General features: G+C 47.2%; 24 protein-coding genes. 13 read left to right on the forward strand and 11 right to left on the reverse strand.

What is annotated here, in order from left to right; genetic code table 11:
- Window positions 1-4: 4 nt before the first annotated feature.
- From H6570_09605 to H6570_09620, 4 genes are all read right to left on the reverse strand, one after another.
- A complete protein-coding gene (locus H6570_09605) occupies window positions 5-1,333 on the reverse strand; it encodes an ABC transporter permease (GenBank protein ID MCB9319526.1) in 1,329 nt (442 codons plus the stop codon).
- A 9-nt stretch (window positions 1,334-1,342) separates the two neighbouring features.
- The gene (locus tag H6570_09610; GenBank protein ID MCB9319527.1) at window positions 1,343-2,731 is read right to left on the reverse strand and encodes an efflux RND transporter periplasmic adaptor subunit; all 1,389 of its coding nucleotides are present in this window, start codon (window positions 2,729-2,731) and stop codon (window positions 1,343-1,345) included.
- A gap of 204 nt (window positions 2,732-2,935) precedes the next feature.
- Window positions 2,936-3,151: a PspC domain-containing protein gene (locus tag H6570_09615; protein ID MCB9319528.1), complete on the reverse strand. Its 216-nt coding sequence runs from the start codon at window positions 3,149-3,151 to the stop codon at window positions 2,936-2,938.
- A gap of 227 nt (window positions 3,152-3,378) precedes the next feature.
- On the reverse strand, window positions 3,379-3,648 hold the full coding sequence (locus tag H6570_09620) for a hypothetical protein (protein ID MCB9319529.1): 270 nt from the start codon (window positions 3,646-3,648) through the stop codon (window positions 3,379-3,381).
- Between the two features lie 317 nt (window positions 3,649-3,965).
- Between H6570_09620 and H6570_09625 the strand changes: the two genes are divergently transcribed.
- On the forward strand, window positions 3,966-4,271 hold the full coding sequence (locus tag H6570_09625) for a DUF3467 domain-containing protein (GenBank protein ID MCB9319530.1): 306 nt from the start codon (window positions 3,966-3,968) through the stop codon (window positions 4,269-4,271).
- On the opposite strand, the gene murB is transcribed toward H6570_09625, so the two are convergent.
- Window positions 4,272-5,282, reverse strand: a complete 1,011-nt coding sequence (murB, locus tag H6570_09630) for a UDP-N-acetylmuramate dehydrogenase (GenBank protein MCB9319531.1) — start codon at window positions 5,280-5,282, stop codon at window positions 4,272-4,274. It lies immediately after the preceding gene.
- On the reverse strand, window positions 5,279-7,135 hold the full coding sequence (locus H6570_09635; GenBank protein MCB9319532.1) for an ATP-binding cassette domain-containing protein: 1,857 nt from the start codon (window positions 7,133-7,135) through the stop codon (window positions 5,279-5,281). The genes murB and H6570_09635 overlap by 4 nt, the downstream gene beginning before the upstream one ends.
- Window positions 7,136-7,230: 95 nt before the next feature.
- Between H6570_09635 and H6570_09640 the strand changes: the two genes are divergently transcribed.
- Genes H6570_09640 through H6570_09665 form a run of 6 tightly spaced genes read left to right on the forward strand, consistent with a single transcriptional unit; the run spans window position 7,231 to window position 10,652 of the window.
- Window positions 7,231-7,746 carry a heme-binding domain-containing protein gene (locus tag H6570_09640; GenBank protein MCB9319533.1) on the forward strand — a complete coding sequence of 172 codons (516 nt, stop codon included), beginning with the start codon at window positions 7,231-7,233 and terminating at the stop codon, window positions 7,744-7,746.
- Complete coding sequence (locus H6570_09645) at window positions 7,746-8,018, forward strand: acylphosphatase (GenBank protein MCB9319534.1); 273 nt, start codon at window positions 7,746-7,748, stop codon at window positions 8,016-8,018. Before H6570_09640 ends, H6570_09645 begins: the two co-directional genes overlap by 1 nt.
- 57 nt (window positions 8,019-8,075) lie before the next feature.
- On the forward strand, window positions 8,076-8,981 hold the full coding sequence (locus H6570_09650; GenBank protein MCB9319535.1) for a hypothetical protein: 906 nt from the start codon (window positions 8,076-8,078) through the stop codon (window positions 8,979-8,981).
- Complete coding sequence (locus tag H6570_09655; protein MCB9319536.1) at window positions 8,926-9,540, forward strand: hypothetical protein; 615 nt, start codon at window positions 8,926-8,928, stop codon at window positions 9,538-9,540. The genes H6570_09650 and H6570_09655 overlap by 56 nt, the downstream gene beginning before the upstream one ends.
- Before the next feature lie 10 nt (window positions 9,541-9,550).
- Window positions 9,551-10,039: a GNAT family N-acetyltransferase gene (locus H6570_09660; protein ID MCB9319537.1), complete on the forward strand. Its 489-nt coding sequence runs from the start codon at window positions 9,551-9,553 to the stop codon at window positions 10,037-10,039.
- A gap of 34 nt (window positions 10,040-10,073) precedes the next feature.
- Window positions 10,074-10,652: a hypothetical protein gene (locus H6570_09665; GenBank protein ID MCB9319538.1), complete on the forward strand. Its 579-nt coding sequence runs from the start codon at window positions 10,074-10,076 to the stop codon at window positions 10,650-10,652.
- Here the strand turns inward: H6570_09665 and H6570_09670 are convergent.
- The 5 genes from H6570_09670 to H6570_09690 all read right to left on the reverse strand — a co-directional run bounded on the left by H6570_09670 (window position 10,627) and on the right by H6570_09690 (window position 14,430).
- A complete protein-coding gene (locus H6570_09670; GenBank protein MCB9319539.1) occupies window positions 10,627-11,505 on the reverse strand; it encodes a homocysteine S-methyltransferase family protein in 879 nt (292 codons plus the stop codon). The genes H6570_09665 and H6570_09670 overlap by 26 nt on opposite strands.
- Complete coding sequence (locus tag H6570_09675; protein ID MCB9319540.1) at window positions 11,502-11,807, reverse strand: phosphoribosylpyrophosphate synthetase; 306 nt, start codon at window positions 11,805-11,807, stop codon at window positions 11,502-11,504. Before H6570_09675 ends, H6570_09670 begins: the two co-directional genes overlap by 4 nt.
- Window positions 11,808-11,907: 100 nt before the next feature.
- On the reverse strand, window positions 11,908-12,480 hold the full coding sequence (locus tag H6570_09680; GenBank protein ID MCB9319541.1) for a nitroreductase: 573 nt from the start codon (window positions 12,478-12,480) through the stop codon (window positions 11,908-11,910).
- Between the two features lie 131 nt (window positions 12,481-12,611).
- Window positions 12,612-13,148: a hypothetical protein gene (locus H6570_09685; protein MCB9319542.1), complete on the reverse strand. Its 537-nt coding sequence runs from the start codon at window positions 13,146-13,148 to the stop codon at window positions 12,612-12,614.
- Window positions 13,149-13,584: 436 nt separating this feature from the next.
- Window positions 13,585-14,430, reverse strand: a complete 846-nt coding sequence (locus tag H6570_09690) for an OmpA family protein (protein ID MCB9319543.1) — start codon at window positions 14,428-14,430, stop codon at window positions 13,585-13,587.
- A 243-nt stretch (window positions 14,431-14,673) separates the two neighbouring features.
- Between H6570_09690 and H6570_09695 the strand changes: the two genes are divergently transcribed.
- The 6 genes from H6570_09695 (at window position 14,674) to H6570_09720 (ending at window position 21,833) form a co-directional block, all read left to right on the forward strand.
- Window positions 14,674-16,650 (forward strand): ComEC/Rec2 family competence protein, encoded by a 1,977-nt coding sequence (locus H6570_09695; GenBank protein ID MCB9319544.1) that lies wholly within the window; start codon window positions 14,674-14,676, stop codon window positions 16,648-16,650.
- Window positions 16,638-17,525, forward strand: coding sequence for a helix-hairpin-helix domain-containing protein (locus tag H6570_09700; protein MCB9319545.1), 888 nt, complete (start codon window positions 16,638-16,640; stop codon window positions 17,523-17,525). The genes H6570_09695 and H6570_09700 overlap by 13 nt, the downstream gene beginning before the upstream one ends.
- A 114-nt stretch (window positions 17,526-17,639) precedes the next feature.
- Window positions 17,640-19,436 carry an ABC transporter ATP-binding protein gene (locus H6570_09705; protein MCB9319546.1) on the forward strand — a complete coding sequence of 599 codons (1,797 nt, stop codon included), beginning with the start codon at window positions 17,640-17,642 and terminating at the stop codon, window positions 19,434-19,436.
- A 65-nt stretch (window positions 19,437-19,501) separates the two neighbouring features.
- Complete coding sequence (locus H6570_09710; protein ID MCB9319547.1) at window positions 19,502-19,864, forward strand: DUF3276 family protein; 363 nt, start codon at window positions 19,502-19,504, stop codon at window positions 19,862-19,864.
- A gap of 137 nt (window positions 19,865-20,001) precedes the next feature.
- The gene (locus H6570_09715) at window positions 20,002-21,153 is read left to right on the forward strand and encodes a ThiF family adenylyltransferase (GenBank protein ID MCB9319548.1); all 1,152 of its coding nucleotides are present in this window, start codon (window positions 20,002-20,004) and stop codon (window positions 21,151-21,153) included.
- Window positions 21,154-21,194: 41 nt separating this feature from the next.
- Complete coding sequence (locus tag H6570_09720) at window positions 21,195-21,833, forward strand: peroxiredoxin (GenBank protein MCB9319549.1); 639 nt, start codon at window positions 21,195-21,197, stop codon at window positions 21,831-21,833.
- Window positions 21,834-21,923: the final 90 nt, after the last annotated feature.

Raw genomic sequence — 21,923 nt, forward strand, 5'->3', positions numbered from 1 at the left:
AATATCAATCGGTTCGCAATGCTTTAATGGGGTCCTGCATGGCCGCGCGCTGAGCCGGGATCAATCCAAAGACCAGGCCGATAATAAAGGCCACACCAAAGGACACTGCCACCGACCAGCCTGAAACCACAGTGGGTATATTTGCGGAGTTAGCGATCAGGCTTGCCGAAACAACGCCCAGGACTATGCCGATCAGTCCGCCAATCAGACTGATCAGGATCGCTTCCAGCAAAAACTGAAGGACTATATCGATCCGTTGTGCACCCAGCGATCTACGCACACCGATCTCTTTGATCCGCTCCAATACGGAGGCCAGCATAATGTTCATGATACCGATTCCACCGACCAACAAGGAAATACCTGCTATCACGGCCAGGACAAGGTTAAAGGTCTCCTGGGTTTTCTGCTGTTGCTGCAGCAATAGTTCCGGGATCTCCATTTCAAAATCGACCTGACCCTGATGTCTTCTTTTCAACAACCTGGAGATAACATCCGCAGTAGCCTGCAGCTGATGTGTATCATGCACCCGGACGACCAACCGGTCCAATTGGTGGTAACTGTCCACCTCCTGATTCTGGCCACGCTCACCAATATCCCGGTTGGTGATTTTAGCCCGGTTCTCAAACCGCAGCAAAGCCGTATGCAATGGGACATAAACGTCTGAATTATAATCGCGTATGCCCAGCTTGTCCAGATTTTCCTTCTGGGTGATGCGTCGTTCCAAAACTCCAATGATACGTAGCCAGGTATTGCCTACCTTGATCGTTTCTCCGATCGGGTCACGTTGCTGGAAATAGTTTTTCTGAATATTCCGGCCAATGATACAGACCGGTGCACCTGACTCATGATGAAAGCTGGCGAAGTCATGGCCGGCTCCCATAGGTATATTATTCAGGTCAAAAAAGTCTCCGGTTATCCCTACACAGCGCACATCTCCCTGACGGTTATTGGCCAGTAGCTTTTTACTCATGATGACCTCCGGAGATATTTTTTCAACAGTGGGAACTACTGCTGTGATGGCATCAACATCGGATTCACGCAGTCCCGGACTCCATTTCGTTTTCCCTTCTTTTTGAGAATCCGAGCTCGTTCCGGAACCTTCTTCCGCTTCATCCTGTGAGATCGTTTCTTTCTTGATCTGAACCACGATGGAATTGGAACCAATGAGTTTAAGCTGGTCGAGGATAGCAGCTTTAGCGCCTTCTCCGATGGCAAGCATCGCGATAACTGCGGCCACCCCGAAAATGATACCCAGTGCTGTAAGGAAAGCCCGGAGCTTATTCATCAATACGCCATCGATGGCCAATACCAGATTGAATAGAAACCGATCCATGGATAGTTGTTAGAATATGATAAAATCTCCTCCTCCGGACTGATCCGCTGAAATTTCTACGTTCTTGACTTTTGACCGCAATGCATCCTTGGCTTTCTGACGATCCAACCGGTCCTGGGTCAGGGTATTCAGCGCCTGACCTTTTTCATTGGGCTCCAGGTAGTGAACGGGAAACGAGTTAGCGTCTTCCGGAACACTGATCAGGATGCGGGTCCCCGGTTTCAACCCATACCAGACGATCACTTCGTTGTCGTTCGCATCACCCAGAACCACCTCCTGTTTATACGTGCCGGCGTGATCATCAACGAACACATAGGACAGAGAGTCCCGCACGATGGCATCCAGCGGCACAAAGGTGACCTTGTCGAATTCGTCGGTGATGATCTCAAGGGCTGCGGTCATTGCCGGTCTTAGCAGTGAATCAAATTCATTGATCAATACCGACACTTCAAATACTTTCGAATCGTAGTTACGGTAGTTTTCTCCGATGTTGGCAACCTGGATGATCTGCCCGGTAAATTCTTTCTTGGCCAGCGCATCCACGGTGATTTTCGTATCCATTCCCAGACCGATCTTATTGATATCCACTTCATTGACGTATGCCTGAACGATCATCTCCGATAAGTCCGGAAGTTCGGCAATACGAGGGTTCCAGGCGTTAATCTGTGAACCGGGTCCTTGCTTGGATCCGTTCCAGTTCCGGATATAAATGACCATCCCTTCCGTCGGGGCGGTGATTGTAAAATCTTTGGCCACCAGGTTCAGTTGATCCTGCTTATACTGTTGCTGTTTCAGATTTGTCAGGATTTCCCGGATCTTGGCATCTGCCTTTTCTTTGGACAGTTTGAGATTGTTGGAAGTTTTATTAAGGTCCCGCTCGGCTTTCTCCATATCAATCTCGTTCTGTCTGCGGATGGCTTCAGGCTCATACTTGTTCAGTTCAAGCTGCAGTTGTTTTTCCTGAATCGAGAACTCCAGGTCCTTGATCTGGTCCCGGATGTTTCGCAGGTCAATGGTCGTATCGATGATGGCCTGCTCAAGTTGTGTATTGATCTTATCGATCTCCGCCTGTGCATCATTTAACTGAGAAGCCAGTGGGGTGCGGTCCAGCTGAGCTACGAATTCACCCTTGCCAACGACCGTTCCCTCCGGGATAATATTCTGAATGGTGGTTTGATAAACACCTACCCGCTGCATGGCAGCAGGTCCCCGAATCACTTCAGAACGTTTGGCTTTGATTTCACCGGTAGCTAATACCTGTACTGAAAAAGGGCCTTCGGTAACCTCAGTGAAAATTTCCTTGATTTGTTCCTCTTTTTTCGAGCCGGAAAATAGTACAATAGCGGCAATAACGGCACCCAGGAGGAGAATGGGTAATAATAGCTTGTTCAGTTTCATGGATGAATTTGTTGCAGGCATACCTCATAGAGTGGACATGGGTTGCCTGAAGTTCTTGTTGTATAGATGGAAAGTAAGTCAAAAAAGTTGGTTAGACATCTCAACTTTTTCAGGTTAACATTTCCGTAGGACAACTTTAACATATGTAAAATGCTGTCCAGCAGACCCGTTGGGTCTGTGAAAAGAACTTATCAGGAGGAGAAGTTAATCAAGCAGCAGGTTGTAATTTCTGCGGATGTAATTCTTCACATTCAACCAGAATGCTGCAACCAGATAAAAAATCAAAGGGCTGCCCAGGGTCAATAGGGAGGCGTAAATAAAATAAATCCGGATACGTGAGGTAGCAATGCCAAACCGCTCGCCGATGGATGCGCAAACACCAAAGGCAGATCGTTCAATAAGGTCTTTGATCCTGATCATATTACACAATTGAACATGTTGTAATAATACATAAAATGCAGAATTGGTTCAACAGTCCATTGAAAATTATCATTATTCCAGGATCACCTCAAGGCAAGATCCGGGACAGTTAATCCTTAAACGCTCGGAATTGGCAAAACAGCATATTGGGGGTAAAAAAGCGGGGGGCTAGTAGGTTAGCGCTTACAAACCACTCATGAGATGTGTGAACCAATGCAACGGGTAAATCACTTTACGGTATCCGCTGCACTTTCAGGTAACTTCACTTCTTCTTTTACTGGAGTTATCAGTTGCTTCTGACTTACGATCATACCGGATTGGGTATGCATTTTTTGCTGTGTGTAAGCCGTCGTGCGACTTGATGTCGAGACCAGATAAATGGAACCAATCAGGCCGATTGCTCCAACCAGGTACAACAATGTATTGTCCAGGGAGACTCGCTTCGGCGATTGTTTTTGGTGAGGTGAAACAGGTTTACGATGTAGAGTTACTGCCATAGGACTTTTTAATTGGTTAACAAATATAGTATTTCAAACATATATTACAAATAAGTGTAATACATTAATTCTTTTCCAATACGATCTATTTCAATATGTCCTAACATCGGGACAAATTCGGATACAAACTTGTGTGGTTGGAATAAGAAGGAAATACTTTTCGTAGATGAATTCCTGTGGAGGAATTCCAGATTGGTAAGTAAATCTACCTATTTCCCTGTAATAATCAAGGGTTAGAACAAAAAACTTGATATAATCCACAAGATTCTGACCATTTAGTCCCATTGAACTATCTTTATCGGGCAAATGAACTCAATATGTCAGAAAATAAGAACCAGGTTAACATCGAGTTACCTGAAGAGATTGCTGAAGGCACCTATTCAAATCTTGCCATCATTTCACATTCCCACGCTGAATTTGTGATTGACTTCATCCGGCTGATGCCCAATGTTCCAAAAGCCAAAGTTAAAGCTAGGATCATCGTCACTCCGGAACATGCAAAACGTATGCTCAAAGCACTAAAGGACAATATCAAAAAATACGAAGCCCAGTTTGGGGTCATCGATGAGCCGGAACCTCAGATTCCGCCGATGAACTTCAATACGCCTACTGCACAGGCCTGATCAACCGACAATATTCACTTCCGGTTCAAGGCTTATACCAAATGCCTCTTCTACGGAACGTTGAATCGCTATAGCCAGTTGGACGATATCCTGTCCGGAGGCATCGCCGTAGTTCACGAGGACCAGGGCATGCTTTTCATGGACACCTGCATCACCCATGCGATAGCCTTTCCAGCCCAGATGATCAATAAACCAGGCGGCGGGTATCTTAATCCGGTCCGTTTCCGCCGGGTATCCGGGAATATCCGGATGACGATTTAAAAATGCTTCGTACGCATCCAGAGAAACCGTTGGGTTTTTAAAAAAACTACCAGCGTTACCTATTTTCGCCGGGTCGGGCAGTTTGCTTTGCCGGATGCGGATGATTGCATTACTCACCTCCCGCACATCCGGGACCTTAACATCCATGGCCTTCAATTCGTCCCGAATAGCACCATAATCCAGGTGCAAAACCGGATGACGCAATAACCGGAAATAAACCCGGAGAATGAAAAGCTTATTGCGGTAGGTCGTTTTAAAAATGCTGGTCCGGTATCCGAATTCACAGACTGAGGCCGGGAACCGAAGCACTTCACCTTTTTCCAGATCATAGGCATCAACAGCCTCGATGACTGATCCGACCTCCACACCGTATGCGCCAATGTTTTGAATTGGAGCTGCCCCCACCTGGCCGGGTATCAATGCCAGATTTTCAAGCCCTCCATAGCCTCGCTCTACCGACCACATGACCAGGTCATGCCAGCGCATACCAGCGCCCACCGCCAAACGGGCCTCATCATCATTTTCCTGAAGGATATCAATACCCTGGATCTGGTTGGACAATACAGCTGCAGGCAGGTCATCAGTGAATAAAATATTGCTTCCTCCACCGAGGATAAAAAAGGGTGCAGGCTGTTCACGGACCGCACTTTCGAGGGTGGCCAGATCTGTAATCTGGGCGAAAAAGGCCGATTTTGCCTGGACACCGAACGTGTTGAGTTCGCGTAGAGATTTATCCGTTTCCCAGATCATTCGCTTGTATCAAATTGTAATTTGGCAAAGCTGGAATAAGCTCCATCCGGAATAGCGGCCAGCTCTTCATGAGTGCCTTTTTCGATGACCTTGCCGTGTTCAATGACGTAGATACAATCCACTTCCTTTATGGTGGCCAGACGGTGCGCGATGATCACCGAGGTTCTGCCCTGCATCAGATTATCCAATGCCTCCTGTACAACCCGCTCTGATTCGGCATCGAGCGATGACGTAGCCTCGTCCAGGATCAAAATTTTAGGATCACGTAAGATGGCTCTGGCGATCGCAATCCGTTGTCGTTGTCCTCCGGAAAGTTTGATCCCCCGTTCCCCCACCCTGGTTTCCAGGCCATCCGGGAATGACTTGATGAACTCCCAGGCATTGGCCTGTCTGGCCGCTTCGATCAACTGGTCTTCAGTTGCATCAGGATTACCATATAAAATGTTCTCGCGGATAGTGCCTCCAAAGAGGATAACCTCCTGTGGTACCAGCCCAAGAATGGAGCGATAAGATTCCAGCGGCATCCCGGAAATGCGCTGATCGTCGAGCAAGATGGCTCCACCGGTCGGCTCATAAAAACGTAGCAGCAATTGGGCGATCGTTGACTTTCCCGCCCCACTCGTTCCGACCAGGGCAATTTTATGACCGGCAGCTATCTCCATATTAATTCCCTTGAGTACCGGTACATCCGAACGGGTCGGATAGCTGAATTCAACCTCCTCGAACCGGATATTACCCACTACAGGTGGGCGTTTCGTATTCCGTTGGGTGGATACCTCCACATCATGATTCAGGATCTCACGGATCCTCTCGGTGCCGCCGACGGCAGAAATGATCGTGGTATAAAAGTTACCTAAACTTCCTATTGCTCCTCCAATAAACATGGTATAAGCAATGAAGGCTACCAGCTGTCCGACCGTCATCGAACCATCCTGGACCATACGTGCTCCAAACCACAACAAAAAAAAGATCCCTCCAAAGAGAACCACTATCACAAAACTGCCGAAAGAGGCCCGGTATTTGGCCAGATGCAAAGCCGTCTGAACAACCTCCTGGATCTTATCCCGGTAACGACCAAACTCAAACCATTCATTGGTGAATGACTTGACGGTGTGGATTGTTTGCAGGGTCTCATCAACGACCGTATTGGTTGCAGCCAGCTTCTCCTGCCGCTCTTTTGATAATCTCCGGATAAAACGACCGAAGAAAAAGGCAGCAATTACAATCAACGGGAATGTAGCCAGCATCAGCAATGAAAGACGTGGCGATGACACCAGCAACAGGGTAATGCCTACAATCAATATGAGGATCTGCCGGATAAATTCTGCCATCGTGACAGACAAAACCTGCTGCAATTGATCCACATCCGCCGTAATGCGGCTGATCAATTCTCCCACGCGGTTCTTGTCGTAAAAGACCACCGGCAGGGTGATCAGTTTCTGATAAAGCGCCACCCGGACATCGGCCATGCTTTTTTCGCTGAAAATGGTGAACAGGATTACCCGGACATAGGACACGACACCCTGTAATACCAAAATGAGCAATAAGATGCCTCCCACCTGATCCAGGGTGAGATGTAATTTCGACTTGCCGGTAGCAATATCTGCCAATTCTCCCGCCAGGTAAGGAAAGGCCATCACGATAACGGAAGAGAAAAAAAGCAATACCAGTCCCAGGACAAACTGAGTAGTATAGGGCTTAATGAATCGTGCGAAATAGACCAGCTCTTTGATCTGTTCTCTGGTTACTTTCGATTTTTTTGTTTTTTCCATTGCCAATGCAAATATGAAGAAAATGAAAGATACCCACTGTACCTTTCCTTTCACCTTGCATAAGAACGGATCGCATACCATTAGGTTCAAGGAATTGATCCGGCCACCTCAACAGCCGACAGGTGCCAGGTAATCAGAGCCTGGAAGCCACGACGGTTTTTCTTAATTTCGCGCCTATGAACAAATCGAAGCGATGGAGAAAGGCAGGCTTGGGTCTGCTAACACTCCTGATGGTGCTGCAGTTGATACCGGTTGACAGAACGAATCCCCCGCTAAATACGGGAGAGGACTTACTCTATTCGAGGATGGTATCCCAGGAAATGCAGACACTAGTGAAGACCGCGTGCTATGATTGCCATTCCAATGAAACCAATTATCCCTGGTATGCACGGATAGCTCCGGTATCCTTCATCCTGCATCATCATGTCCGGGAAGGTCGCGAACACCTCAATTTTTCGATCTGGAACACCTACATGGATAAACGAAAGGACCACACGCTTGATGAATGCATCGAAGTCGTCGAACAAGCAGAGATGCCATTAAAATCTTATACCTGGCTGCATCCTGCGGCCCGGTTGACATCAGATCAGCGTAGCCGAATCGCAGATTTCTTTAAAGAGCAAGTCGCGGCTCTTGGCTGGCGGGAGATGGGTAACGAGGAGGAAGAGGAAATGGAAAATGAACACAGGTAATGGCAGCAAAACGATATATCATCAGTGGCAAAGTACAGGGTGTCTGGTTTCGGGCTTCTGCAAAACAGCAGGCTGACTCCTTAGGACTGACCGGTTTTGTACACAATCTTATAGGTGGCGAGGTTGAAGCTTTTGTGCAGGGGCCTGCTGATGCATTGCTGGCTTTTGAAGATTGGTGCCGAACCGGACCACCTCTTGCAAGAGTCACGCACGTTGAAATCATAACACAGCCCGAGGATCCTGCTCTGGTGTCCTTTTCGGTCCTGAGGTAAAAAAACTGGATTCAGTGCTTCAAAAGGGGTAACTTAATATCAAATCAAACCGTAAATATGATCGTACGACCAATATTTTCATGGCTTCTTCCGCTCCTGATGCTGATGCACACCCTCACCACTGGTTCCGCCCAAAAATCAGGTCGCCAGGACTACCCTAACCTTGGCATTTCTTTTACCATCCCGGATGGCTGGGTCGGACAGGAAACCAATGATGGAATGATCATCGGGCATCAGACGATCCCGGGCGTCATCATAATGAATACCCATACTTACCGCACCATTGAAGAACTTAAGGAAGAAGCAAAAACCGGACTACAGGCCGACGCAGGGACGCAACTATTGTTAGCGGGAACTCCAGGCCTGTTGGACAATCAGGCAGTAGAAGCGCATTACGAAGGCACATTACAATGGGAGCCAGCCAAAGCATATGCCATCGGTGTTTTGAATACCAAGGGAGCCGGCGTCCTGCTCATGGCCATAGCCAACAAGTCCGTTTATCAATCAGAACTAGAGAACACCTTGCGCAGGTTACGTAAAAGTCTTGTCTTCAGCGCTCCTAAAACCGGTCCGATCGTTGAACAATGGAAAAGCCTGCTTCAGGGTACCAGACTAACCTATATGGAATCTTACACATCCGGCAGTTCCTACGATGGAGGCATAGGCGGAGGTTACAGTAGTGATGCCCGTATCGATCTCTGCTCACAAGGCTATTTCAAGTTCGCCAGTAATTCATCCGTGGGTGTAGGAGGTGCAGGTGTCAGTGGATATGCAGGAGGAAATGATAACGGTGCCGGCACCTGGACAATCGAAGCCCCCACCGGAGTTCCGCTGCTGGTCCTTACCTTCAATGGCGGAGAAGTTCAGCAATATCAATTAACCAGCGATGGCGATAAAATCTTTTTAAATGGAAGAAGATATTTTCGTACCACGAGTGGTGAATATGCACCCGATTGTCCTTAAGTGGGCATTTGTAATTATTCCGGCACTATTCTGGTCCGGCTCATTGCAAGCTCAAAGTAAGCCATTCGTCTTGCCAGATACACTTTCCTATCCGGCTTGGATGGGGCTGAATGAAGCAGAACAGCAGCAATATCTCGAGCAATGGAATGAACAGATGAATTCCTGCATTGTACAGCTGGAACAACAGCTGGAATTGGAAATCAACCAATTCCGAGAACAGGGAGAACTTAGAAAATCAACCTTTTTACGAAAAAAATCATCCGCTCTGGATAGTCTGGAACATGTCTTTCTGATTCAGTTTGAGGCTTTGAGTGGTCAGGAAGAACAATCTTTTTTTAAAGAAAAGAAATTTCAGGCCAGGGATGCATTACAGGCGGATTACGACCTGGCCAAGGACAGGTTTCAAGCAGAATGGGCGATAAAGGAAGCAGCGATGCTGGATAAATTGCATCAATTAAGTGCTTCAAACACCCAGATACTGAGCGAAATGCTCAATAAAAATTTAACCTGGCTGGAAGGATACCGCAACCGGCTAATTTCCACCCAAAAACATCAATAACGCTCTTGGAATGATCACATACCGGACTGCCCTGGATACCGAATGGCCAGCCATTATAGATCTTTGTACATTAACTATTAAGCACATTAATAGTCAAGATTATCTACCTGAGCAGGTCAGGGAATGGGTCAGCAGAATTTCCAATCCGGGACGGATGAAAAATCGACTGATCGAACAATCGGTGTGGGTAGCGGTCGATCGGGACTCGCTGGCCGGAGTTATCACCTGGAAATCAATCGGATACATTGACCTTTTGTATGTAAGCAGGGATCATCAGCGTCAGGGAATCGGAAGCCGCCTACTGGCCATCGCTGAAGAAGTATTGTCTGAAATTAATGTTCGTGAAATCCAGGTGGATGTAAGCCTGACTGCCAAACCCCTGTTTGAACAAAACGGATATGAGGTATTGCAAATGCAACAGGTGGTGATTGGAGCGGCCACCTTAACCAATTTTAAGATGGTGAAGCGACTCAATGTACCGGAGGAACAGAAACAATAATCCTATATCTTTGTCCGAAGAATTTTGAGAAACCATGAAGCAGGGCTTTCGGCTTAATGCCATTCTGACGATGCTATTTCTTTTTCTGGCAGTTCTGGCGTTCGGGCAACGCAAGGTTTATGCCGGTGGAAAGATTGGCGGATCAAGTTATCCGGCACTGATCGACACCCGGTTTAATTATTACGGAGCCTCCCCGGTATTTCAGTTGCCGGTTTCCCGTAAAAAGGAAAATGTCCTCTGGACCATCGATTTTGGTTACCAGAAAGGTAGCAAGTCCAGATTTCACGGAAGCATCCTCCACGCTCAAACGGGAATACAATGGTACTTCAATACCGAGCCAAAAGGATTTTATCTGGCACCGCAGGTTTCCATCCTGAAGGAAAAGACCACTGAGCAGCAAATACTGGGACTGGATCTATTCGCCGCAGTAAACAGGCAGGTCTATTACGGAGGTGAAATCGGCTCTGGTTATGAGTTTTTGTTAACACCGAATTTCCGGATGGGACTACAGGGATATGCGACTTTCTATACCCCAGACTTTGTAGTCAGGCCCAAAGTTCAATATGGAGCAAACCTTACCTTTATATTCAAAATTCCTCTTGAGTATTATTGATGTGCAGGTTTTGACGGATCGCCCGGATCATTTCCGGTGTAGAACCGCAACAACCACCCACAACGGAAGCTCCCTGACTAATCCAATACATGGCGGATCGCACAAAACCTTCAATTCCTTCCTGATCATGATTGTCCCACCCGCAGGCAGGATCAGGCGCTCCCGGACCATTGGCATAGATCCCCCAGGGTTTACCGGCATCGCTGAACACTTTCAACCAGTCATTCATTTCTGTATGAGGCCGGCAATTCAAAAGGACCATGGAAGCCCCCAGATTCCACAGCTTAACTATGGCTTCATGGAGCATTTCCTCCTCATTAAATGATGAATCCGGTCCGGGCAACAGGCTTATCCACGCCGGAATATTTGCCTTTATACAGCACGATAAGATCACTTCAGCTTCCTGTAAGGTATTGATGGTTTCCGCAAGTATCAGGTCTGCCCCGCTCGCCTTCAACCATTGGATCTGAAGCTGATGTGACTTCAGCAAAGCGTTATCATCCGGTACCAGATCCGGACGATAGCAGTCCTCAACCGGCGCCAGCGATCCCGCCAGGATTACCTTTCTTTCACTCTGAACAATGCATTGTTTAGCGATAGACACTGCTGTGTCCAAAGCCTGGTGGGCTTCCTGATCGCTTCGTCCCGCCTTATGGTAGGCATAGGCTGTGGTACGAAAGGTATGCGCAGTGATGATATCAGCTCCCGCATCCAAATAAGCGAGATGAATGTCCCTGAGCATGTCCGGATGTGTCATGGCCGCCTCGGCAGTCCATAAGACCGGATGACCGGGATAGCCGCGTTGTTCAAGCAAGGTTCCTACCGCCCCATCCAATAGTCGCACTAGGCTCATAAATAGTTTACCCGCATCTTATCTATCATTTCAGGAGAAAGCGCATCACCATATACACCATAGGCATCAACCAGTGTGCCTTTCATCCCGTCATCGGTTTCGATAAGATATAATATGGAGTTATCGTCGGTACTGCTCATACCTTCGAAACGATGCACTTCTACAATTTCAAAGTGGGAAGGGTCATAGATGCTTTGGTTACCATGACAGAACAATTCCTCATAGTGCAACTTAAAGTCAACTGAAAAGCCCCGCTTGCGCACATCCTCCAGGGCCGCTACTAAGGTATCATAATGATGCATTGGCTAAGCGTTAATAGGATGAACAATCCAGTTCCAATGAAATGGACTGGTTATTCTATTATAACCATCGCCAAATAAATGAGTTCAGCAGAGTCGACAACTACCTCCGGAATACTACTTTATCCTGCCAATCACCGCGTTCTCCGGTAGGCCAGTAATCATCGGCGACGGTTCCCATATACAACAAACCCAATAAGGACTGGCCTTCAGGCAGATCAAATAACTCCCTGCCATGATTGACTAAAAAACCAGGTGAAGACCAATACGCGCCGATGTGATAGGCGGCACAAGTCAACCACATGTTCTGTATCGCGCAAGCTACGGCAGCCTCTTCCTCCCACTCGGGTAAGGAAGCCTTAGGATCGCGTTGCATCAGCAGGACGATGGTTGCAGATGCCTGTAATGGCTTTTGGGCAATTTTACGCCATTTGATTTCGGAGAATGCATCTTCTGGGGTAAATTTCTTGAATGCTCCGCCTACAATTTCAGAAAGCTCCTGACGCGCCTCTCCACTGTATAGGATGAAGCGCCACGGCTCAGTCAGTTTATGGGTAGGCGCCCAATTGGCATTTTCCAATATTTCATTCAGGATTGCCTGTGGGATCTCTCCACCGGTAAATGCTCCTTCGAAAACAGCTCTTCTTTTTCGAATGATCTCAGATACGGGATGCATAATATTGTTTTTTAATGATCATCATTTGTCGCCGCAAAATTAGGGCTTAACCAGAAAATTTCATGTCATGGAAATAAAAAAAGCCACCGTGAAAGGTGGCTTCATTTATTTAGGTTAGAGCAAGTTAAATATCAAGTTTCCTTGCCGCCCTGGAGGAAGTGCTGGTAGTCATCCAATTCCTGCCATTTGCCTTCGTGAGCCAATCTCGCCTGTTTGGGCCAGGTGCCCGGATCGGCCAGTTTGTAGCGGTCACCAGCTGCATCCAGGATTTGCTGGATTTTCTCCACGGAGGTGGCAGCCAATGCTTCCCAGGTTTTGACACCGGCATCATGGAGCAGCCCTTCAATCTTAGGCCCGATGCCTTCGACCAGCTTCAGGTCGTCTTTGGCAAACTTGCGGAGCAATCCCATTTTAATTAAAAGTTTCTCCACTTTTGAGTCGGTAGGTCCTGTATTTGTATCCCTACCCGTATCAAGTGCTTTCTGCATGTCTATTAACCGGGGCCATTCTCCCTTACTTGCCAGAGCTGCCTGGTCTGGCCAGGTCGTCGGATCAATAATCTGATACCTGGTCCCAGATTTATCCAGTAGAGCACGCAGTCCTTCGGGCGTTTGTGCGGCAAGTGCTGACCAGGTCTTTATTCCATTACTTTTCAGCACTTCATCCATTTTGGGTCCAATTCCCTCGACCACCTGTAAGTTGTCTTCTTTTAATGCTGCATACATATTTGCCGAGCCCCGCAGCACTTCACCTCCGGCCAGAGAGCTCACGGCGCCACCTACGGCTGCAGAGGCAACCGGGGCTCCTGCTTTAGGTTTCGACGCCGCCGCAGCCTCCATTTCACGGATACGGCCGCGTAGTGTAGCATTCTCATTTTCCAGAGATTTATATGCTTTCCGGCATTCAGCCAGGTCTTCTTCCAGTTGTTTGGATTTTTTCCGACAAGCAGCCAGTTCCTCTTCGGCTTGCTTCAACAATCCCTGGAATCTGCCCCAGAGTAACCATCCCAACAGGAGGCCAATTAAAAAAGGTAGTAACCACATCAACCACCAGGGGACGGAACAGAGTGAAATCAGAAAAAACATAGTCCGTTGATTTTAGGTTTTATTTAATCAATTCAATTTCTGCACGACGATTCTTTTTACGATTTTCTGCGCTGGTATTAGGAACCATCGGATCATTTTCGCCTTTACTTGCCACTGTGATCCGGCCTGGGTCCACACCTAATTTAGTCAGATAATCTCGTACGACCTCTGCCCGCCACATTCCTAAGTGGTAATTACTGGCTTCGGGGCCCAGGTCACAGGTGTGTCCCGTTATGACCACTTTCTCAGTCGTTTTTGCTAGCCGGTCAGCCATATCCCGGAGGTATTTTTCGATATCCGGATCGTCTATCCGGCGCGTTGAGTTGTAAGGGAAATAGACGATGGCTTTGTTATCTATTTCCTTGACGGTCTCTTTGAAAACAGCGTAATCAAACCGGGCACTCCGGAATGGATTATCACGGATCCCTTCCCGGTCAGAGACCAACTCACTGGCAAACTGAAATTTATCATCACTTTCTCCTGGCCATAATTTCATCTTAATGGCATGAGCCCTGGCGATACCGAGGTTTTCATAACTGGAATTGTTGGTTTCATCCGCAAAATATTGTCCGGTAATACGCAACTTCTGGTCTGCCTGCATGCTGGAGAGGAGTGAGTCCCGCAACCGTTCATAACCTGCTCCCAGAATGGGATCATCACTGTTGAAACGGAATAATATCGGGCCTGTTTCCGCGGTGAATGCTGGAGTAGTTACCACCGGCTTCTCAGGAGCCTCATTGATAATCTTTTCAGTGCCCTGAGTTGTCGAAATCTCACTGGGACAACATTCCTGCTGCATGGAACACATGTAATATCCCAACAGGAAATAGAGTATCAGTAAGATAATTATCCATACTGTTCTCATTCGAAACTGATTTTTAGTGCCTTTAAGATATTAAAAACCACACGATAATTTTCAGTTCCGATCTAAAATCAAAAAGCCGGAAGCGTGAAATTTATTCAAATATCATGGCGCCGAATGATGAAAGCCTTAAAATTATTGATATGCAATAAATTCATATGTATGTAATGCTGCCTTTTCTACGATCTGCTTAAACGTGGGCTTTAGATTTGACGTGAATAGCACACGCTCCAATTCACTGTCCCGATGCCAGCAAAACCCAGATATCCGATCCTTCTCTTTACGCTTCCTTTTTTACTAGGAGCCCTGCTGACGAAACTGTTGCCTTCTTCAGTCACCGTACCCCAATCCTATTTTTTGTGCAGCTTGGGAGTCCTGGCTGTTCTCTCCATTCTGGCCAGGGAACAGCCTGTTTTTGACCGGCTGTTTTGGGGGGCCCTGGCTATTACAGCCCTGAGTAGTGGCTACTGGTTATTGGAGGATGCGGCCAGAATGCCTGGCCTGGACCGGTTTGACCCACCAAGTGCTGTACGGATAACCGGAAAAGTTGTCCAGCGAAATGAAACGTCGAACGGACAGTTTCTTGTCATCAGAAGCCAATCAGTGCTAATGGAAGGAATGGAGCCTGTACGCTGCAACGATCTATTACAAATTTATGTGCCCGGCAATAAGGTTCTTCCCCTGTCGAGCTTGATCACCTGTCAGGGCAGCCTACAAAGGCAATCTCCCAGCGCCTCCTTTGAACCGGTGAATTGGTTCGCGATACGTGAAATGCAGGGGATCAATCACATCATGTGGATCCGGGATACCTCCCAGATTACCTTGCTTCATACTTCAAAGTTGCATGCATGGGCAATGCAATTCAATCAACTGCTGGCAGAGAGGATTCATCTGGGGGTAAGTGCTCCAAGCAATCAGATTCTTGAAGCAATGATTTTGGGAAATAAATCAGTCCTGGATCCTTCGGTGAAACAGGTATTCAGGGAATCCGGAACTGCACATGTCCTGGCTATTTCCGGCCTTCACGCTGGAATCCTTTACGTTTTTTTGTTGTGGATTTTTCGTCTTGCCGGATTGTCGTTAGGCTACCGCGGCATGGTTCCGGTTGCCTTAGCCATCACAGGACTCTGGGTGTACGCTTTCCTCACCGGGCTTCAGCCACCAATCCTACGAACAGCCTTTTTATTATCCCTTTTGCAAATAGGCAGGATGTTTTTCCGGGAAATCTCAACCCTGACGTTACTCACAGTCATTGCAGTCGGATTCCTCCTTTTTGATCCTCTGTTGTTATGGAATACCGGATTTGAGCTATCCTTTCTTGCTGTGGGCGGGATCTTGTTGTTTTATCCACGACTCATGCGCCTTGTAAAAGGCCGGTCTGCCGTTATTCGTTATCTCTGGGGTTTAACGAGTGTTTCCATTGCCGCACAGGCCCTGATTCTGCCAATTCTTTTATTCCAATTTCACTACTTTCCTTCTTACTTCGTTCTGACCTCCCTATTTGCTGTGCCTTTGACCGGTCTAATCCTGACCGGAAGTTTTGGGACGCTCCTGCTGGGTGCCTTGATTCCCTGGATCAATGTCTGGGGATGGAAAGGAGTCGACCTGCTGACTGGGTGGCTTTACAAGAGTCTGAATTTTTTCCAGCAACTGCCAGCTTCCTACTTAGGCCCGTTTCATATACCAGGTATTGCGCTAATCCCACTTACTGCTGTATTGTTGTTATTCCTCTATTCCATATTGTACCAGCCACGTTATCCTGCTACCACAACCGGATTCCTGCTAATGGCTGCGATCACCGCTTACCTCAGCTTTGAGGCACAACCAAAAGTTATGGCTGAATACCTTGATGGAAGAGTTATCGTCCATTTTTCGGACTCCCCCTATTGCTACGACTGGGTTCTGCGAAGAACTTCATCAGAAAATGCAAAATCCGCTGAGGAGGGAAGTGAAGCGGAATTCCATCAGGCATATAATAAGGTCCGGGTCCTGCTTCCGGATCAGTTTCAAAACCATGAAATATGGAAATACCGGGACCTGGTTTTGTTCAACGGTCACACCTATGCAACGGAAAATCTGGTTCATACCATGGCTGCTACCACTCTTTCGCAGGCCATCTTCTTTTCATCTGTCAGGGAACAGGCCTGCAGCCATAAAAGAGATCAACTTGATGTTTTCTGTCCTGAAAGGCTCCATAAAGAAGGTTATCAATGGATCGAATAAAACCTATCAAACCAACATTCACCCGGCATCAGCGGGACCGGACGGCAGGATTGATTCTGACGGCTGTGGCTCTTGCAGCTATGGCGTGGTATCATTTCAATCACCAAATCCGTCCGTTACGAGAAAAGGAAATGCTTGCCCTGGTTGAAACTGCAAAAGCATACTACGATTCACTGGATGCGGCCGCCGGGTTCGATGGCCAGCAATTCCCAAAAACCATCATCCTAAGACCAGAGAACAGCAAACCGGAACATGGAAAAGAGTACATTGAAAACAAGGATGAAAACAACCGGGATCCGGATGCCCTGGCAGGTAGTCATAGCGATACTTCTTTAACCTCATCGACCGATAAAATAACACACAGTTCCGGGATCAAATCCGTGGCTCATCCGCCTTCCACATTTACAGGTGCATCAGTAAATAAAATTACACCGCGAAAAATCCTTCCGGTTGACATCAATCGATCGGAAGCGTTGGACTGGGAAAGCCTTCCCGGGATAGGCCCGTATTATGCCAGTAAGATCATTGAATTCCGGGAGAGACTGGGTGGGTTTTACAGTAAGGACCAGGTGCAGGAGACCTGGCAGTTGCCGGATTCCACATTCCGCAAGATCCTGCCTTATCTGCAGGAATCACCCATCATGCGATTCATCGATCTGAACGACGTGGATATACCTACCCTGGCCAACCATCCTTACCTTACCTGGAAAGATGCCAAATTAATAGTCCGGTACAGGCAGCAACATGGAAGGTATTTGTTCATCGAAGACCTGCTCAATATCCATGCCTTCGATAGTTCTTATCTGAACCGGGTGATGCCCTATTTTCAGGTAAAACAAACCGCTCCCCCGATCACCTCTGGTGTAGGAAGCTGATCTAGGCCCTGAAAAATAATTTTCACCGGTATCGGTTGTGCAGCTCAACCCCCACCAGCATTTCCTGTTAGTAATGGATATTTGATGTATCATTGCAATGAGAATTCACGTATGGTGAAGAACCTGGCTGCACTAAATCATTATATTTTACGATACAAATGGAAATTTCTACTGGGATTTCTGTTTGTCGCCCTGTCCAATTATTTCAATGTCCTTCAACCGCAGATGGTGCGCCAGGCTCTGGACCTGGTGGTTCAAAATATCAGTCTTTACCGGATGCAACAGGGCTTTGTACATCAATCGGAATTGTACAAATCCATTGGAACCGGGTTATTGATTTTTGGCCTGTTGGTTATTCTGTTTGCCATCCTGATGGGATTCTTCATGTATTGGATGCGGCAGACCATTATTGTCATGTCCCGGTTGATCGAATACGACATCCGCAAGGACATCTATCTGCATTACCAGACCCTGGACCAGGCCTTTTTCCGCAGGAATAAGACCGGTGATCTGATGGCCAGGATCACGGAAGATGTGTCAAAAGTACGGATGTATCTGGGCCCAGGGATACTATATGCCATGAACCTGGTGACGCTTTTTGTGCTGGTTGTCGGCAGCATGGTTAAAGTCAACCTCGAGCTGACAATCTACACCCTGGCTCCGCTCCCCTTCTTGTCTGTTTCGATTTATTACATCAGCAACATCATCAACCGGAAGTCCGAAGTCATCCAGCGGCAACTATCAAGATTGAATAGTATAGCCCAGGAGATGTATTCCGGAATACGGGTGGTCAAATCCTATGTCCAGGAGAAATTTCTGGTTAAATACTTTGATCAGGAATGCCGGGACTATCAGGAGAAGAGTATGCAAATGGTCACCGTTGATGCGTTGTTTTTCCCAATCATCATTTTTTTCATTGGCATTTCATCTGTCCTGTCCATCTACATTGGAGGAATCAAAGTCAATCAAGGCCTGATCACGGCAGGTAATATCGCAGAATTTGTCATTTACATCAATATGCTCACCTGGCCGGTTACCGCCATCGGTTGGATCGCATCCATCGTACAACAAGCCGAGGCTTCACAAAAACGGCTCAATGAATTTCTCGATACCGAATCAACCATTAAAAACCCTGAAGTTGGCCCGCACCGGTTAAGTGGTGAAGTCCAGTTTGACCAGGTATCATTTGTCTATCCGGACACCGGTGTAGATGCCCTGAAAAAAGTGACTTTCCGGCTTAAGCCCGGCGAAAAGCTGGCCATTTTAGGAAGGACCGGATCAGGCAAGAGTACCATCTGTGATTTGCTACTGAGAATGTATGACGTAACGGAAGGAAGTATTAAGCTGGATGGAAGCGACCTGCGCGAACTGCGGCTGGAAGATATCCGGAAGAATATTGCCTACGTACCTCAGGATGTATTCCTTTTTTCGGACACCATTGCCGATAATATCAGTTTTGGTCTCGATGCCAATCCTCCGGAGGAAGTCCTGGATCGTTATTCCGAATACGCCTCGGTCCGTGAAGAGATTGATTCACTCCCCAATCGCTACAATTCCATGGTTGGTGAACGGGGTGTTACTTTATCAGGCGGTCAAAAACAACGCATTTCCATCGCCCGGGCCCTCATCAAGGACCCCAAGATCGTGGTTCTGGATGACTGCCTGTCTGCCGTAGATACCAAAACAGAAAGACAGATACTCGACCACCTGCAATCCGGGCTCTCCCGGAAGACTGTCATCATGGTAACCCACCGGGTTACCGGTATTACCAACTTCGATCACATCCTCGTGCTGGACAAAGGCCGGGTCGTGGAATATGGAAACCATGATACGCTGTATTCCCGTCAGGGTTATTATTTCAAAATGGTGGAACAACAAAGACTGGAAGAAGAACAAATTAAATTGCAGTGAATTAGGACATATCCACAGAATTTTTAATTTTGTTAACAAATGATTGCTAATCAAAATGGAACACCGTGGATAACGAAAGGTCAGGACGAAGATTTGAAAGCGTATACTCGACAAAAGTAAGAGCTGGAAGAAGAAGAACTTATTTTTTTGATGTACGGAAAACCAAAGGTGAGGATTTCTACATTACGCTTACCGAGAGTACTAAAAAATTCAACGATGGAGGCTACGAGCGGCATAAAATTTTCCTGTACAAAGAAGATTTTAACCGTTTTTTGGCGGCACTTGAGGATACTATACAGCATGTAAAGACCTCCTTGATGCCAGATTACGATTACGATGAATTCGATCATCAGTACGAAGAAGACTCCGAAAACAACATGGATGATACCAATGAAAATTCGACGGCTGAAGAAGATATGAATTGGTAGTGACTTCCTTATTCCCAGTTATCACCACTAGCAATGGTCCTTTATCCGGACAGTATTGAAATTGCTGACCGATAAATAAAATCATACGTTAATTGCCTTTCAATTTCAACTTTGGAAGGCAATTTTGTTTATTAGATATGGCTCATTCAAATCTCGATAGTACGGAGCGATACATCCGGCAAATGAATCTGCCGGATATTGGTTTGGCTGGACAAGAACGGTTGGCCAAGGCTAAAGTGCTGATCGTTGGAGCCGGTGGTCTTGGTGTCCCTAATCTGCAGTATCTGGCGGCCGCAGGGGTTGGCCACATTGGGCTGGTTGATGGGGATAAGGTAAGTCTGAGCAATCTGCACCGGCAAGTCCTTTACCGGGAGGCAGATGTCCACAAATCCAAGGTTCAGGTAGCAACCCAACATCTTATGGATTTGAATCATCAGATCCAGATAACTCCCTACCAGACTTACCTTGACCGGGATAATATCCTTGAATTGTTCGGCGGATACGATGTGGTCATTGATGGCACCGACAAGATACCGGTGAGATATCTCATCAACGATGCCTGTTACCGCCTGGGTATTCCGTTTATCTACGGGTCCATCTATCGCTACGATGGCCAGGTAGCCGTATTCAATGTATTGATGGAAGATGGCAGCAGAAGCACCAATTACCGGGATGTTTTCCCTACTCCACCGCCACCGAATGCCATACCGGACTGCAACGATGGCGGGGTTATCGGCCCTCTTCCCGGCATTGTAGGCAGTATTCAGGCATTTCAAGCTTTACAATACCTGCTGACAAGTCGTTGCAGCCTGGTCAACACCCTGCTCACCATTGATGCTGCGACCATGGATTTCCGTCACATCCGCGTTAAAGTACTGGAGGCGAATCCCCTTTACCAACGGGAGCCGGAAGATACACCACTGATCGACTACGATGCCTTTTGCAAACAAACCTCAATACTCAATCAACCTATGAAATCAGTTAATGTAAAGCAGCTGAAGCTGATGCTGGATGCTGGTGAAGACATTCAGGTTATCGATGTCCGCGAACCGTATGAATACGATATCGTGAACATCGGAGCTATCCTGATGCCAATGAGCCAGATCGGCAACTATGTGGATGAAATACTAAAGGACAAACCGGTGATCGTCCATTGCCGCAGTGGTAAACGCAGTGGCGATATCATCCAGTGGCTCGAGTCCGAATACGGGTACGACAACCTGTACAATCTGGAAGGTGGAATCCTGGCCTGGGCGGACGAGATCGATCCGTCACTCTCCAAATACTAAGACTTTTTATTCCTCATTCAATAACCTAAATTAATTACACTATGTCAGTAAAGCTTGGAGAAGCAGCTCCTAATTTTAAAGCTAAGACGACCCAGGGCGACCTGGATTTCTACGATTATCTGGGTGAATCCTGGGGTGTTTTATTTTCGCATCCTGCGGATTTCACTCCGGTCTGTACGACTGAATTAGGCACCGTTGCCCGGCTGAAGCCGGAATTTGACAAACGGAATGTCAAAGTGATCGCATTAAGTGTCGATCCACTGGATTCGCACATGCAATGGCTCGGAGACATCGAGGAGACACAGCACACCACGATGAATTATCCCGTGATAGCCGATGAAAGCCAGGAGATAGCCCAGAAGTACGACATGATCCATCCGGGGGCCAAAGAAAAGGCCACAGTGCGTTCGGTCTTTGTGATTGGCCCGGATAAGAAAGTTAAATTGACGTTGACCTATCCGCCATCAACCGGACGTAATTTCCAGGAGATCCTGCGGGTCATCGATTCCTTGCAATTGACCGCCTACCATAGCGTAGCAACTCCTGCTGATTGGGTGGATGGTGAAGAGGTGGTGATCCTGCCTTCTGTGAAGGACGAGGACATCCCGGCAAAATTCCCTAAGGGGTATACGAAAATTAAACCTTACCTGCGGATGACTCCGCAACCGAACAAAGACTAAATGTTCGACCGGGATGCTGTGTAAGCATCCCGGTTTTATTTTAACCAAGAATCCACACCAACTTCCTTATAAATGCTCAATAAGAAAGTG

The sequence above is a fragment of the Lewinellaceae bacterium genome, from assembly GCA_020636135.1.
Lineage (GTDB): Bacteria > Bacteroidota > Bacteroidia > Chitinophagales > Saprospiraceae > JAGQXC01.

Coding starts and splice junctions, on each gene's coding strand:
- H6570_09605 (MCB9319526.1), bottom strand. CDS start 1,333: ATGGATCGGTTTCTATTCAATCTGGTATTGGCCATCGATGGCGTATTG.
- H6570_09610 (MCB9319527.1), bottom strand. CDS start 2,731: ATGAAACTGAACAAGCTATTATTACCCATTCTCCTCCTGGGTGCCGTT.
- H6570_09615 (MCB9319528.1), bottom strand. CDS start 3,151: ATGATCAGGATCAAAGACCTTATTGAACGATCTGCCTTTGGTGTTTGC.
- H6570_09620 (MCB9319529.1), bottom strand. CDS start 3,648: ATGGCAGTAACTCTACATCGTAAACCTGTTTCACCTCACCAAAAACAA.
- H6570_09625 (MCB9319530.1), top strand. CDS start 3,966: ATGTCAGAAAATAAGAACCAGGTTAACATCGAGTTACCTGAAGAGATT.
- murB (MCB9319531.1), bottom strand. CDS start 5,282: ATGATCTGGGAAACGGATAAATCTCTACGCGAACTCAACACGTTCGGT.
- H6570_09635 (MCB9319532.1), bottom strand. CDS start 7,135: ATGGTATGCGATCCGTTCTTATGCAAGGTGAAAGGAAAGGTACAGTGG.
- H6570_09640 (MCB9319533.1), top strand. CDS start 7,231: ATGAACAAATCGAAGCGATGGAGAAAGGCAGGCTTGGGTCTGCTAACA.
- H6570_09645 (MCB9319534.1), top strand. CDS start 7,746: ATGGCAGCAAAACGATATATCATCAGTGGCAAAGTACAGGGTGTCTGG.
- H6570_09650 (MCB9319535.1), top strand. CDS start 8,076: ATGATCGTACGACCAATATTTTCATGGCTTCTTCCGCTCCTGATGCTG.
- H6570_09655 (MCB9319536.1), top strand. CDS start 8,926: ATGGAAGAAGATATTTTCGTACCACGAGTGGTGAATATGCACCCGATT.
- H6570_09660 (MCB9319537.1), top strand. CDS start 9,551: ATGATCACATACCGGACTGCCCTGGATACCGAATGGCCAGCCATTATA.
- H6570_09665 (MCB9319538.1), top strand. CDS start 10,074: ATGAAGCAGGGCTTTCGGCTTAATGCCATTCTGACGATGCTATTTCTT.
- H6570_09670 (MCB9319539.1), bottom strand. CDS start 11,505: ATGAGCCTAGTGCGACTATTGGATGGGGCGGTAGGAACCTTGCTTGAA.
- H6570_09675 (MCB9319540.1), bottom strand. CDS start 11,807: ATGCATCATTATGATACCTTAGTAGCGGCCCTGGAGGATGTGCGCAAG.
- H6570_09680 (MCB9319541.1), bottom strand. CDS start 12,480: ATGCATCCCGTATCTGAGATCATTCGAAAAAGAAGAGCTGTTTTCGAA.
- H6570_09685 (MCB9319542.1), bottom strand. CDS start 13,148: ATGGATGAAGTGCTGAAAAGTAATGGAATAAAGACCTGGTCAGCACTT.
- H6570_09690 (MCB9319543.1), bottom strand. CDS start 14,430: ATGAGAACAGTATGGATAATTATCTTACTGATACTCTATTTCCTGTTG.
- H6570_09695 (MCB9319544.1), top strand. CDS start 14,674: ATGCCAGCAAAACCCAGATATCCGATCCTTCTCTTTACGCTTCCTTTT.
- H6570_09700 (MCB9319545.1), top strand. CDS start 16,638: ATGGATCGAATAAAACCTATCAAACCAACATTCACCCGGCATCAGCGG.
- H6570_09715 (MCB9319548.1), top strand. CDS start 20,002: ATGGCTCATTCAAATCTCGATAGTACGGAGCGATACATCCGGCAAATG.
- H6570_09720 (MCB9319549.1), top strand. CDS start 21,195: ATGTCAGTAAAGCTTGGAGAAGCAGCTCCTAATTTTAAAGCTAAGACG.